Here is a 13,021-nt window from a genome sequence, read left to right as displayed (position 1 = left end):
GGCGGGCTTCCAGCCCTTGGCTTTCGCGCTCCGCGCGGGCGCCGCTTGGCGCCGGAAGTGGTTTTCCTGCCTCAGTCGCCGGTGGGCTTCCAGCCCTTGGCTTTCGCGCTCCGCGCGGGCGCCGCTTGGCGCCGGAAGCCGCTTGCGCGGCTTCGGGGGCGTTCCGCGTGTGCGCCCCCGGGAGATTGGTCAGAAGGGGGCGATCAGCCGGCGGAGATAGTCGAGTTCAAGCGCCGGCCGGCCGGGATCGGCATAGCGGCGGCGCAGCTCCTCGAGAAGCCGGCGCGCGCGCTGGACTTCGATTTCGCCAGGCACCTTGGTATCGCCGCCAAAGTCGGGGCCGCGCCGGCCAGTCGGCCGGCCAAGCGGATCGGTCCCACCCTCGCGCACGCCGGCGGTGCCCTGTCCCTGGCCGCGCATCATCTCACGGGCGCCACGCCTCAGGGCTTCAAGGGCGGTCCCCTGGTTGCCGACTGCCGATTCGGTGTCGCCAGCGCCGAGGTTGCGCCCGGCCTCCTGCATGGCACGGCCAGCGCCTTCGAGACCGTCTTTTCCCTCTTCTCCGCCGCCCTGTTTGGAAAGGCCGGACATCAGCTCCTCAAGGCGACGCGACAGCTCGGACTGCTGACGCTGGAGGTCGTTCAGTGCCTGCTGATCGCCGCTCTGATCGCCGAACTCCTCGCCGGTATAGCCGTCGGGCGATAATTTGTGGGTCCGGTTCTGCAACTCCTGCTGCCGGCGAATGATATCGGCCAGCGCGTCGAGCGTCGGGTTACTCGCGCTGCCGGCCTGCGGCTGGGCGAACTGCAGACCGGACAGGATATCGTCGAGCTGCGACAGCAGCTCATTGGCAGCGTCGCGTTCGCCGAGCTGGCCAAGCTCACGCATGCGATCGACGAGCTTTTTGAGGTCGTCGCCGGTAATCCGCTCGCCGCCCTTTTGGCCGAGATCGCCGAGGCGGGAGGGATCGCTGGCCGCAGCGGCGGCCATTCCCTTCAGGTATTCATCAAGGGCGGCTTTCAGCTCCTCGCTTAGACGGGCGATCTCCTCGGGCGAGGCGCCGTCGGCCAGCGCCTTCTTCAGGGCATCGCGGGCGGCGGCGAGCCGCTCCGCCGCAGGTGCGAGATCACCGGCTTCGATGGCCAGCGCCATCTGCCAGAGATAGTCGAGCACCGGTTTGAGTTCGGCATCGTCGCGGGCTGCAAGAATGGTGTTGCGGGCGACACGCAGGCCAATGATCTCTCCCGGCTTGTCGATGAAGGCGGCGCCAAGATCGCCCAAGGTCTCAAAGGTGGCGGCGACCGTCTTCGCCTTGCTGGCATCGGAGGCCAGCAATCTGCGTTGCTCGACGATGGCGGCGGCAAGCGGATTATGGAAAGGGCGGGCCGGCAGGTCGATCAGCAGCGGCGGCGTCTCGGTGACATGGCCGGCATCATCGCGAGCTTCGAGAACGAGGCGGACCCGGCCGCCGGCCAGCGGGTGAGTGGTAAGGTCGGAGGTGGTCGTGGCGCGCTCCTCGCCCCGGCGCGGCAAGGTCAACGCCAAGTCGGGCAGAGCAACGAGGGGCCGCGCGCCATCGGGACTCTCAGGCGACAGGGTGGCGCGCGCGGCGGCTACCCGGTAGTCGTCGCTCATTGCATAGGCGAGGCGGAGGGCACCACGCGCCGTTGCAGCGGGCTGCTCGACCAGGCGAATGATCGGTGGCGCATCGACCCGGACGGTGATCGGCAGTTCGATCGTCGACAAACCGCTGCCGGACAGCGTCAACTGGCCGGAGGCGGTGAGACGGTGTTCGTAGGCTGTCTGGCCCTGCGCCGGTGCCCGGCCGTCCAGAGCGACCGGCGGTTTTCCGTCGGCGGCGAAAGCGACCGCCGGTGAATCGACGCCGGCGAGCCGTATGGCAAGCGTCGTTCCGGCCGGCAACGTGACCGCCGCTTGGCTGGTCGCTGGAAGCACCGCGCCATTGGCTGTTGTCACCAAGGCGCGTGGCGTAAGACCGGTGTAAGGCGGCGGATTTGCCCAGACATCGACCCGAATGTCGGACGGCGCGACGGTTGGAAGCCGGAACACGGCGGTAACCGGCCCGATATGGTCGGAAGTGGCGAAGAAGCCGACGATGACCAGCAGGAACACCGCCGCGCGCAGGGCATGTGGGTCGGCGCGGTCGAGCCGTGGGGACGGCAGGGCCGGCTTCAGCGTGGCCAGACTCACCGCGAGGCGGCGGCGGTGCGCCCGCCAGAGTGCGTCGCCAAGGGTGTCGCCGGCGGTGGCCGGGCGATCGAGAAAGGCGCTGAGGGGGCGGTGCGGTACACCGAGTTCGAGCCGCTCGGCCGCCTGCCGCCGGTTGGGCCAGGGCGTTCTGAGGAGATAGATGATCGCCGCCAGGAAGCCAGCCGCGAACAGGCCGGTGGCCGTGAGCCGAAGGACAGCCGATAGGCGCTCGAAAATGCCGAGCCAGGCGAGCGACAGAAAGGCGCCAGCTGTCGAGAGCACCAATGCAAGACGCGGCCACAGACGCTCCCAGGCGAGCGACAGACCGGACAGCATCACAGCGCGCGCGGTGACGATCGGCAAATCATCTCCCCGATCTTCAGGCCGGTGTGGTCCCTCTGTCATTGAGCCTTTCCCTCGGCGATAACGGTGCCTGTGTCGTTCCGATCACTTTAGGGGGGAAATGGGTCGAAGATAAGAGCGTCGCCGCATTCTGGCCGCCTTCAGAAGACATTCGGGGAAAGCCGGTCGTCTCGCGCCTTTGCGGAGAACACGACCTTCGGCTAAGATCACACCCGTCTGTGGACGATGTTTTCCGGGAAGAAAGCCTTGCCGACGATTTCCGGCCCGTGTGGCCGTGCCCGCCGCCTTTTCCGCCTCGCCGCTGCGCTGCCGCTGTTTCTGAATCTGGCTGGCGGTGCCGTTGCTGCTCCTTACCTTGCCGTCGATCTCGCCACCGGCGCGGTGCTGGCCGAGAATCAGAGCTTCGACCCGTGGTATCCTGCTTCGCTTACCAAGCTGATGACCGTCTACGTGACGCTTTCCGCCATCAAGGCAGGTGAGATCCGGGGCGATTCGGGCGTGTTGATGACACCGGAAGCGACGCGCGAGCAACCTTCGAAGATGGGCTTCAAACCGGGAACGGTGCTGACCATCGATACGGCACTCCGTATCATCATGGTGAAGTCGGCCAATGATGTCGCCCTTGCGCTGGCCGAACGGGTCGGCGGCAGTCTTGAGGGCTTCGTGGCCCGCATGAACGGCGCGACGCGGTCGCTCGGCATGATCAACACCCGCTTTTCCAACGCCAATGGCCTGCCGGTTCCCAACCAGTGGACGACCGCTCGCGACTATGCACTGCTCGCCCGCGCCCTCCTCAAGGATTTTCCTGGCTACCGGGATCTCTATCGGACCACGGCCCTGTCGCTCGGCGGCAAGATCATTCAGAATCACAACAACCTGCTTGAGCGCTACCCCGGCGCCGATGGCATGAAAACCGGCTTCATCTGTTCATCCGGCTTCAATGTGGTGGCGACGGCGACGCGCAATGGTCGGCAGATCCTGACCATCGTCCTGGGCGGCAAGACGGCGCGGGAGCGCGACGAACTGGCGGCCAGCCTGCTCGAAGCATCATTCCGGACGCCTGCCACCGCAGCGTCGGTGACGCTCGACCGGCTGGCGCCGCGCGGACCGGTGGCTGGCACCGTTGCCGACGTGCGCGATCTTGCCTGTCCCAAGCGCAAGAAAGGCGCCAAGGTACCGGTCGGGGAAGATCTCGGCGATGGTGACGATCAGCCGGCGAGCTATCTGGTGCCCCGCTTCAAGGTGATGGACCCCGTTCCGATCAGCCTCGGTGGCGCCAGCGACATGCCTGACCCCGTGGAGCCGCCCGTCGTGGAAGCGCAGGACGTAAAGACACCTGCCGCAAAGGCAACCGCTACGGCGGCGCCACGGCCGCATCCCAAGCCCACCGCTAAAGCCAAGTAAAAAGGATTCGTGTCTTGCCGGAAGCCGACCGCGCGCGTGGGCCAAAGCCCGCCATTCCCGTCACCGTCGTTACCGGCTTTTTGGGAGCGGGAAAGACCACATTGCTCAACCGGCTGGTGCGCGACCCGGCACTGGCCGGAACCGGCTTCATCATCAACGAGTTCGGCGAGATCGGCATCGACCATCTTCTGGTCGAGGCGGCTGACGACGGCATCGTTGAGCTATCGTCGGGCTGCCTCTGCTGCACGGTGCGCGGCGAGCTGGTGACGACGCTGGAGAATTTCCTGCGTGGGCTCGACAACGGCCGCATCGATACGCTGAGCCGCATCGTCATCGAGACGACCGGCCTTGCCGATCCGGTGCCGGTACTCGCCACGCTCACCGCCCATCCCTACCTGTCGCTACGCTATTCGATCGACGGAGTGATCACCGTCGTCGACGCGGTCAACGGGGACCGGACGCTCAATGAGCACGAGGAGGCGGTCAAGCAGGTGGCGGTCGCCGACCGGCTGGTGATCACCAAGGCCGACCTTCCCGAGGGTGCGGCCCGGCTTCCCGCGTTGCGTCGCCGGCTCGCGGCGCTCAATCCGGGCGCACTGGTTGTCGATGCCGCCACGGCCGCGCCGGCCGATCTTATCGGCTGCGGCCTGTTTGACCCCGCCACCAAGACGGCCGATGTCCGGCGCTGGCTCAATGCCGAGGCGTTTGCCCAGGCGGGCGAACACCATCACGATCATGATTGCGACGGCGGAAGCTGCGACCATCCCAGCCACCACCACGATCATGATGGCCATCATCACCATCACGACGAGGAAAGCCGGCATGACGGCGTCAACGCCTTCTCGCTGGTTTCCGATGAAGCGCTACCGGCCGGCGCGCTTGAGATGTTTCTTGAACTGCTGCGGGCTGCCCATGGGCCGAAGCTTCTGCGCCTCAAGGGTGTGGTGAGGCTGGCCGAGGATCCGGAGCGGCCGCTGGTCGTTCACGCGGTGCAGGAATTGTTTCACCCGCCGGTTCGCCTTCCCGCTTGGCCGGACGCCGACCGGCGGACGCGGCTCGTCTTCATTACCCACGATCTCCAGGAAGACGAGGTGAAACGCCTGTTCGACGCCTTCGCCGGTGTCCTCGCTCCCGACACGCCCGATCGTCGCGCCATGACCGACAATCCCTTGGCGCTGTCAGGCTTTACGCCACCGTCGCAGCGCGCCTGATTGCGGCGCGCGGTATGCGTAGTTTCACGCAAAAACCAATGCGCCCCGAAAGCTGGGAGTTCCGCTTTTCAAGCTGTCGCGCAGGGAATTAACAATTTATCCACAATTTTGTTAAAGCGGTCTTCCTGTTAAAATTAACTATATGCTTGGTCTAACTGCTTTTTTTCATTGTTGTTTTCGGTGTGCATGAATGACGGAGAACTTGCACCGCTTCGCTGTTAATGCTCCGTTAACCATATTGGTTTGATCCTTGGAACCGGAGTGGTCGGGCGCTGTGGGGGGCGCTACGAACTCCCCGACCAAGGCGGGATTGAAAACGTGCTGACCACCCTTACCAAGCCGGAGTCGTTCCTGTTTTCCTGGATGGATGGAGACCACGCTGTGGTCGTCCGTATCGTCGAGGCCTCCCATCAGCGAGCCGTGGCTCGCTTCCAGGCGATGAGCACAACCGAGCGTCGCAAGGCCACCGTCAGCCGCCTCGAAGGGAGCGACGTTGACCAGCTCCAGCGCATCGGCGAGTGGTTTGAGCGCTTGCTGCCGCGCTTCGGCTTTGCCGGCCGCAGCCACGCCTGAGAGCTTTTCGCTTCGACTCAGTCCTTTTTCGTCGCGGCCTCGATCATGGCCAGCGCGGCGGGCGAATCCCATTCGGCAGGCCCAGCCAGCGAGGCGAGGGCGCAGCCGGTGCGGTCGACCACGAAAGTGGTGGGCAGGCCAAGCACCAATCCCTTCGACTTCAGCTGGTTGAAGGCCCGCATCTCCGGGTCGCGCAGATCGACGAGCGACGTGGCACCGATCTCCTTCAGGAAGCGGGCCGGTTTGTCGGGACCGCCGACATCGACGTTGAGCGCCACCACCTGGAAGTCGGCGCGCCCGCGCTTTTCCTGCAGCGCTTGGAGGTGCGGCATCTCGCTGCGGCAGGGCACACACCAGGTCGCCCACATATTGAGGACAAGCGTCTGCCCGGCGAACTCGGTCAGCCGGCGCTCGCCGCCATCCGGAGTTCGAAGGACAAGATCGGAAAAGTCGGCCGGCGCGTCGGCAGGCAGCAGGGCGGCAAGACCGCCGCTGGCGAATGGCTTCAACGCCGCTGCTTTTGCCGTTGCCGCCGCACAGCGACCACCGCTCTCGACAGCGCCCCTCTCCGTCACGTATACCGCAGCGAAGCTGGCGGCCACCGCAACGATCGCAATCGCGGCGAAGACGCGGCGGGAAGGCTTGAACGGCATCGACCGATCCTCGTTCCTGGAGTGTACCCAATGAGCAACCGCATGTGGGGCGGCCGGTTTTCGACTGGTCCGTCCGCGATCATGGAGGAGATCAACGCCTCCATCGATTTCGATCGGAAGCTCTACGCCCAGGATATCGCCGGCTCCAAGGCGCATGCCGAAATGCTCGCCGCCCGCGACATCATCTCCGCGGACGACGCCGGCAAGATCGCCGAAGGTCTTGACGCGATCAAGGCGGAAATCGACGGCGGCCATTTCACCTTCTCGCGAGCCCTCGAAGACATCCACATGAATGTGGAATCGCGCCTCAAGGAGCTGATCGGTGCGGCGGCCGGGCGCTTGCACACCGCTCGCTCGCGCAACGATCAGGTGGCGACCGACTTCCGCCTCTGGGTGCGCGATACGCTCGACCATGTCGACGGTCAGCTTGCCGATCTGATGCGGGCGCTTGTGAAGCGGGCCGGCGAACACGCCGATACGGTGATGCCGGGATTCACCCATCTTCAATCGGCGCAGCCGGTCACCTTCGGTCATCATCTGATGGCCTATGTCGAGATGCTCGCGCGCGATCGCGGCCGCGTGCAGGACGCGCGGCGACGGCTCAACGAATGTCCGCTCGGCGCCGCGGCGCTGGCTGGTACGTCGTTCCCGATCGATCGTCACATGACGGCGGCCAGCCTGGGTTTCGACCGCCCCACCGCCAATTCGCTCGACAGCGTCTCCGATCGTGACTTCGCGCTGGAGGCGATGGCGGCGGCATCGATCATCGCGGTGCATCTGTCGCGTCTTGCCGAGGAGATCGTTATCTGGTCGTCGGCACAGTTCGGCTTCGTGCGTCTGTCGGATGCCTTCTCGACGGGCTCGTCGATCATGCCGCAGAAGCGCAACCCCGACGCTGCTGAACTGGTCCGCGCCAAGTCCGGCCGCATCATCGGCGACATGAACGCGCTGTTGATCATCATGAAGGGCCTGCCGCTCGCCTATCAAAAGGACATGCAGGAAGACAAGGAACAGGCTTTCGACTGTTTCGAAAGCCTCTCCCTGGTGCTCGCGGCCATGACCGGCATGGTCGACGATCTCGTGCCCAACGTAGCGCGCATGGCGGCGGCGGCCGGCTCGGGCTTTTCCACCGCCACCGATCTTGCCGACTGGCTGGTGCGTGTGCTCGGCCTGCCGTTCCGCGACGCCCATCACGTGACCGGCCGTCTGGTGGCGATTGCCGCCGAACGCGGCATAGAACTGTCGGACATCCCGCTTTCCGACATGAAAACGGTGCATGACGGCATCAGCGAAGCGGTCTACGATGTGCTCACCGTCGAGAATTCCGTCCGCAGCCGCACGTCGCACGGCGGCACCGCGCCCGACAACGTGCGGGCGGAGGTGAAACGCTGGACGGCGCTCCTCGGCTGAGGATAACCTCTTCGAAGCAAACGGATCGAGGACATGATGGTGCTGCGTCTCGGGATGATAATGGTGATGGTCGGCCTCGCAGTGACCGGCTGCGGCCGGAAGGGCGCGCTCGAAACGCCCAAATCAACTGCGGAGACGGCGACCCCCGCGACCAACGATCCGGGTGCGGTGAAACCTGTCGCGGAGCCGGTAAAGCCCAGCAAGCCTTTCATCCTCGACGGTCTCATCTGAGGGGGTCCGGTTGCATCATTTCAGCTATCGCGGCGGCGTGCTCCACGCCGAGGACGTCGCAGTGCCCGCTATTGCCGCGGCGGTCGGAACGCCCGTCTATATCTATTCCTCAGCCACCATCGCACGTCATTTCCGGGTTTTCCGCGAGGCGCTCGGCGATGAGCGGTCGCTGGTCTGCTACGCGCTGAAGGCCAATTCCAATCAGGCGGTGATCGGCACCCTGGCCCGTCTCGGCGCCGGTGCAGATGTGGTATCCGAAGGCGAACTCCGCCGAGCCCGCGCCGCCGGCATCCCGGCCGACAAGATCGTGTTCTCCGGCGTTGCCAAGTCAGTGCGCGAAATCGAGTATGCGCTTGCCGAGGGCATCAAGTGCTTCAACGTCGAGAGCGAGCCGGAGCTGGAGCGCCTCTCCGCCGTGGCGACCCGCCTCGGCCGTATCGCGCCGGTGTCGCTGCGCATCAATCCCGACGTCGATGCCAAAACGCACGCCAAGATTTCCACCGGCAAGGCCGAGGACAAGTTCGGCATTCCCTGGAAAGAAGCGGTGCACGTCTATGCCCGTGCCGCCGCTTTGCCGGGTCTTCAAGTTGCTGGCATCGACATGCACATCGGTTCGCAGATCACCGATCTCGACCCCTTCGATGCCGCCTTCGGCCGGCTCGGCGAACTGGTGGCAGCCTTGCGTGCCGCCGGTCATACCATCCATCACGTCGATCTCGGCGGTGGCCTCGGCATTCCCTACAAGACCGACAATACGCCGCCGCCCCATCCGGCGGCTTACGTCGAAGTGGTGCGCCGACATACCCGGTCGCTCGGTTGCGAGGTGCTGATCGAGCCGGGCCGCTTCATCGTCGGCAACGCAGGTATCCTGGTCACCGAGGTTCAGTATGTGAAGCGTGGCAAGGCGAAGACCTTCGTCATCGTCGACGCGGCGATGAATGACTTGGTGCGGCCGACCCTTTACGACGCCTACCATGAGATCAAGCCGGTCGACGAGCGGCCGGCCGGCGCCGAGCAGGAGAAGGTCGATGTGGTCGGCCCGGTCTGCGAGAGCGGCGACTACCTGGCGCGCGACCGCAATCTGCCGGTGGCCCATCCGAACGAGCTGCTGGCGGTCTTCTCGGCCGGTGCCTATGGCGCGGTCCAGGCTGGTACCTATAATTCCCGTCTTCTGGTGCCGGAGGTGCTGGTGGATGGCGATTGCTGGGCGGTGGTGCGTCCGCGTCCGTCCTACGACGATCTGATCGGTCTCGATCGCCTGCCGGACTGGCTGATTTAGCGGCGTCATTTGCCCAAGTTTTGGGCTCGCCCGTTGGCGTGCCTTTTGCCACATTGCCCAGCAGCCGTGCCGTTGGAGCGGCCTTGGGGGCAAGCTTGGCCGACGTTTCGACCGCCGTGTCGCTTCAGAAGGAAATACCCCGGCTCGAGAGGGCCGAGGGCGTGGCGCGTGTCGCCTTTGCTCTGCGGCAGATCGGTGGACGTGAGGAAACGCGGCTTGCCGACCTTTTTCAGGACGGTTCCGCCAAGGTGCGGCTGCCGAAGGTCTATGATGGCTCGGGGCCGGCCGCCGTGTTTCTTAACAGTGCCGGCGGTGTCACCGGCGGCGATCATCTCACCTTCGAGGCGCATTTCGGCGCGGGAACCACGGCCACCGTCACCACCCAGGCGGCCGAGCGTATCTACCGCCGCTCCGGTGGTGTCGGCCGACTCGACAATCGGCTGGTCGTGGAGGCCGGAGCGAGTGCTCGCTGGCTGCCGCAGGAGACCATCGTTTTCGATGGTGCAGGTCTCCGACGCCGCTTCGACGTCGATCTCCTGGGCGACGCTCGCCTCATCGCCATTGAAAGCATCGTGCTCGGCCGCACCGCCATGGGCGAGGAAGTTACTGCCGTCGATCTGACCGACCATTGGTGCGTTCGGCGCGACGGCCGGCTCGTCTATGCCGACGCCTTGCGCCTTTGCGGCGACAGTCGTGCCATTCTGTCGGGCGGCGCCACCGGGCGTGGCGCTCGCGCTTTCGCCAGCGTTCTGGTGGCCGCACCGGAAGTGGCGTCCCAGCTTGACCGCATACGGGAGCTGATCACCACGCTGGTCGGAGATGGCATCGAAGCTGGTGCCTCCGCCTTCGATGGACTGATGTCCATACGCTGTCTTGCCCTTGACGGCCGCCGCCTGCGCGCCATTGTCGAACCCCTGATCGAAACCCTCACCGGCTGGCCGCTGCCGCGCGCCTGGTCGATCTGAGACGAGGAAGAATTATGAATCTGACGCCGCGCGAAAAGGACAAGCTGCTCGTCAGCCTCGCTGCCATGGTGGCCCGCAACCGTCTCGAACGAGGCGTCAAGCTCAACTATCCGGAGGCAGTGGCTCTCATCACCGACTACGTCGTCGAAGGCGCCCGCGATGGCCGGACGGTGGCCGAGCTGATGGCCGGCGGCGCCACGGTGCTGCGCCGCGAGCAGGTGATGGAGGGCATCGCCGAGATGATCCACGACGTGCAGGTGGAAGCGACCTTTCCCGACGGTACTAAGCTTGTCACCGTCCACGAACCGATCAGGTGAGGCCATGACGCTGGAACTTCGTCCCAATTGCGAGTGCTGCAACCGCGACCTGCCGCCGGCGGCGGAAGCCTATATCTGCTCCTTCGAGTGCACGTGGTGCCCCGATTGCGCGACGGGTGTTCTGAACGGTGTCTGCCCCAACTGCGGCGGCGAACTGGTCCGCCGGCCGGTACGCCCTGCCGAGAAGCTCGCCGCCAATCCGGCCTCCACCGTCCGCGTCTTCAAGGGCGAGCGCTGTTCGCCCCGCGCCGCCTGAAAGGAACGATCATGATCCCAGGTGAAGTCATCGCAGAAGCCGGCGATATCGAACTCAACGCCGGTCGCCAGACGCTGGTGCTGGAAGTGGCCAATTCCGGCGACCGTCCCGTACAGGTCGGCAGCCACTACCATTTTGCCGAAACCAATCCGGCCCTCGTCTTCGATCGCGACAAGGCGCGCGGCTACCGGCTCGATATTCCCGCCGGCACCGCCGTGCGCTTCGAGCCCGGCCAGAGCCGGTCGGTGACGCTGGTGCCCTATGCCGGAAAGCGCGAAGTCTACGGCTTCCGGCAGGCGGTAATGGGCAAGCTCTAGACATCCAATCGTGCCTCGTTCGGTCGTGACGGGGCCAGACACCCCAGTTTCAAGCTGTTCTCTTCAGGAGACTGACAATGCCCTACCGCATGTCCCGCGCCGCCTATGCCGACATGTTCGGTCCGACGGTTGGCGACAAGGTGCGCCTCGCCGATACCGAGCTGTTCGTCAAGGTGGAGAAGGATTTCACCATCTACGGCGAGGAGGTGAAGTTCGGCGGCGGCAAGGTGATCCGCGACGGCATGGGCCAGAGCCAGGCAAGCCGGGCCGAAGGGGCGGTCGACACCGTCATCACCAACGCGCTGATCATCGATCACTCGGGCATCTACAAGGCCGACGTCGGCATCACCGACGGCCGCATCTCCGGCATCGGCAAGGCCGGCAATCCGGATGTCCAGCCCGGTGTCACCATCATCGTCGGTCCGGGCACTGAGGCGATCGCCGGCGAGGGCAAGATCCTGACCGCCGGCGCGCTCGACACCCATATCCATTTCATCTGCCCGCAGCAGGTGGACGAGGCGCTCTACGCCGGCATCACCACCATGCTGGGTGGCGGTACCGGTCCGGCCACCGGCACGGCGGCCACCACCTGCACGCCGGGGCCCTGGCACCTCGCGCGGATGATCGAGGCGGCCGAAGGACTGCCGATGAACCTTGCCTTCTCGGGCAAGGGCAACGCCTCGCTGCCGGCGGCGCTCATCGAGCAGGTCAAGGCGGGTGCCTGCGGCCTGAAGCTGCACGAAGACTGGGGCACCACGCCGGCCGCCATCGACAATTGCCTGTCGGTCGCCGACGATTACGACGTTCAGGTGATGATCCACACCGACACGCTCAACGAGAGCGGCTTCGTCGAGGATACCATCGCCGCCTTCAAGGGCCGCACCATCCACGCCTACCACACCGAAGGCGCCGGTGGCGGCCATGCGCCCGACATCATCAAGGTGGCGGGCCTTCCCAACGTGCTGCCGTCGTCGACCAACCCAACGAGGCCCTATACGCGCAATACGCTCGACGAGCATCTGGACATGCTGATGGTCTGCCATCACCTCGATGGTTCGATCCCCGAGGATGTCGCCTTCGCCGAGAGCCGCATCCGCAAGGAGACCATCGCGGCCGAAGACATCCTGCACGACATGGGCGCCTTCTCGATCATTTCCTCGGACAGCCAGGCCATGGGCCGCATCGGCGAGGTGATCATCCGCACCTTCCAGACCGCGCACAAGATGAAGGTGCAACGCGGCGCCCTGCCGGAGGACGTCGGCACCGATGCCGACAATTTCCGCGTCAAGCGCTACATCGCCAAGGTGACCATCAACCCGGCCATCGCCCAGGGCCTCTCCAAGCACGTCGGCTCGGTAGAAGTGGGCAAGCTCGCCGATCTCGTCTTGTGGACGCCGGCCTTCTTCGGCGTGAAGCCGGATCTGGTGCTGAAAATGGGCACCATCGCCGCCGCCGCCATGGGCGACCCCAATGCCTCGATCCCGACACCGCAACCGGTGCACTACCGGCCGATGTTCGGCGCCTTCGGCAAGGCGATGACCCGCTCGTCGGTGACCTTCGTGTCGCGTTATGCCTATGAGAATGGCATCAAGGAGCGGCTCGGCCTCGACCGGCTGGTGCTGCCGGTCGAAAATACCCGCGGCGGCATCTCCAAGGCATCGCTGATCCACAACTCGGCAACGCCCAATATCGAAGTCGATCCCGAAACCTACGAGGTGCGGGCCGACGGCGAGTTGCTCACCTGCGAGCCTGCCGATGTTTTGCCGATGGCGCAGCGATATTTCCTGTTCTGAGGAGGAAAGGCGTCGCGTCGTCGGCACCTTTTCGCGCT

13 protein-coding genes are annotated in these 13,021 nt (G+C 65.3%); 11 read left to right on the top strand and 2 right to left on the bottom strand.

The genetic code is table 11. The features are described from left to right. Positions 1–189: 189 nt before the first annotated feature. Positions 190–2,616 (bottom strand): TIGR02302 family protein, encoded by a 2,427-nt coding sequence (locus G522_RS26210; protein ID WP_084633088.1) that lies wholly within the window; start codon positions 2,614–2,616, stop codon positions 190–192. 204 nt (positions 2,617–2,820) lie between these two features. On the opposite strand from G522_RS26210, the gene G522_RS26205 reads away from it, so the two are divergent. The 3 genes from G522_RS26205 (at position 2,821) to G522_RS0108965 (ending at position 5,762) form a co-directional block, all read left to right on the top strand. Next, complete coding sequence (locus G522_RS26205) at positions 2,821–3,978, top strand: D-alanyl-D-alanine carboxypeptidase family protein (protein ID WP_051228467.1); 1,158 nt, start codon at positions 2,821–2,823, stop codon at positions 3,976–3,978. A 14-nt stretch (positions 3,979–3,992) separates the two neighbouring features. Continuing rightward, entirely contained in the window at positions 3,993–5,189 is a 1,197-nt protein-coding gene (locus tag G522_RS0108970; protein ID WP_026790753.1) for a CobW family GTP-binding protein, read from the top strand. A gap of 318 nt (positions 5,190–5,507) precedes the next feature. Then, positions 5,508–5,762 (top strand): hypothetical protein, encoded by a 255-nt coding sequence (locus G522_RS0108965; RefSeq protein WP_026790752.1) that lies wholly within the window; start codon positions 5,508–5,510, stop codon positions 5,760–5,762. Between the two features lie 17 nt (positions 5,763–5,779). Here G522_RS0108965 and tlpA read toward each other — a convergent pair whose 3' ends face one another. Then, the gene (gene tlpA, locus G522_RS0108960) at positions 5,780–6,415 is read right to left on the bottom strand and encodes a thiol:disulfide interchange protein TlpA (RefSeq protein WP_026790751.1); all 636 of its coding nucleotides are present in this window, start codon (positions 6,413–6,415) and stop codon (positions 5,780–5,782) included. A 30-nt stretch (positions 6,416–6,445) separates the two neighbouring features. Between tlpA and argH the strand changes: the two genes are divergently transcribed. From argH to ureC, 8 genes are all read left to right on the top strand, one after another. After that, on the top strand, positions 6,446–7,825 hold the full coding sequence (gene argH / locus G522_RS0108955) for an argininosuccinate lyase (RefSeq protein WP_026790750.1): 1,380 nt from the start codon (positions 6,446–6,448) through the stop codon (positions 7,823–7,825). A gap of 33 nt (positions 7,826–7,858) precedes the next feature. Further along, the gene (lptM, locus tag G522_RS0108950; protein WP_036838615.1) at positions 7,859–8,056 is read left to right on the top strand and encodes an LPS translocon maturation chaperone LptM; all 198 of its coding nucleotides are present in this window, start codon (positions 7,859–7,861) and stop codon (positions 8,054–8,056) included. Between the two features lie 10 nt (positions 8,057–8,066). Then, entirely contained in the window at positions 8,067–9,335 is a 1,269-nt protein-coding gene (lysA, locus tag G522_RS0108945) for a diaminopimelate decarboxylase (protein WP_026790748.1), read from the top strand. A 95-nt stretch (positions 9,336–9,430) separates the two neighbouring features. After that, positions 9,431–10,300, top strand: a complete 870-nt coding sequence (locus G522_RS0108940; protein WP_051228466.1) for an urease accessory protein UreD — start codon at positions 9,431–9,433, stop codon at positions 10,298–10,300. Between the two features lie 14 nt (positions 10,301–10,314). Continuing rightward, positions 10,315–10,617, top strand: a complete 303-nt coding sequence (locus G522_RS0108935; protein ID WP_026790746.1) for an urease subunit gamma — start codon at positions 10,315–10,317, stop codon at positions 10,615–10,617. Positions 10,618–10,621: 4 nt separating this feature from the next. Continuing rightward, the gene (locus G522_RS0108930; RefSeq protein WP_026790745.1) at positions 10,622–10,873 is read left to right on the top strand and encodes a DUF1272 domain-containing protein; all 252 of its coding nucleotides are present in this window, start codon (positions 10,622–10,624) and stop codon (positions 10,871–10,873) included. 11 nt (positions 10,874–10,884) lie between these two features. After that, positions 10,885–11,190 carry an urease subunit beta gene (locus tag G522_RS0108925; protein WP_026790744.1) on the top strand — a complete coding sequence of 102 codons (306 nt, stop codon included), beginning with the start codon at positions 10,885–10,887 and terminating at the stop codon, positions 11,188–11,190. Between the two features lie 77 nt (positions 11,191–11,267). Then, positions 11,268–12,983: an urease subunit alpha gene (ureC, locus tag G522_RS0108920; RefSeq protein WP_026790743.1), complete on the top strand. Its 1,716-nt coding sequence runs from the start codon at positions 11,268–11,270 to the stop codon at positions 12,981–12,983. Positions 12,984–13,021: the final 38 nt, after the last annotated feature.

The sequence above is a fragment of the Pleomorphomonas oryzae DSM 16300 genome, assembly GCF_000422965.1.
GTDB classification, from domain to species: Bacteria; Pseudomonadota; Alphaproteobacteria; order Rhizobiales; family Pleomorphomonadaceae; genus Pleomorphomonas; species Pleomorphomonas oryzae.
Note: the sequence above shows the minus strand (reverse complement) of the source record. Positions and strands in the feature narration are given on the sequence as shown.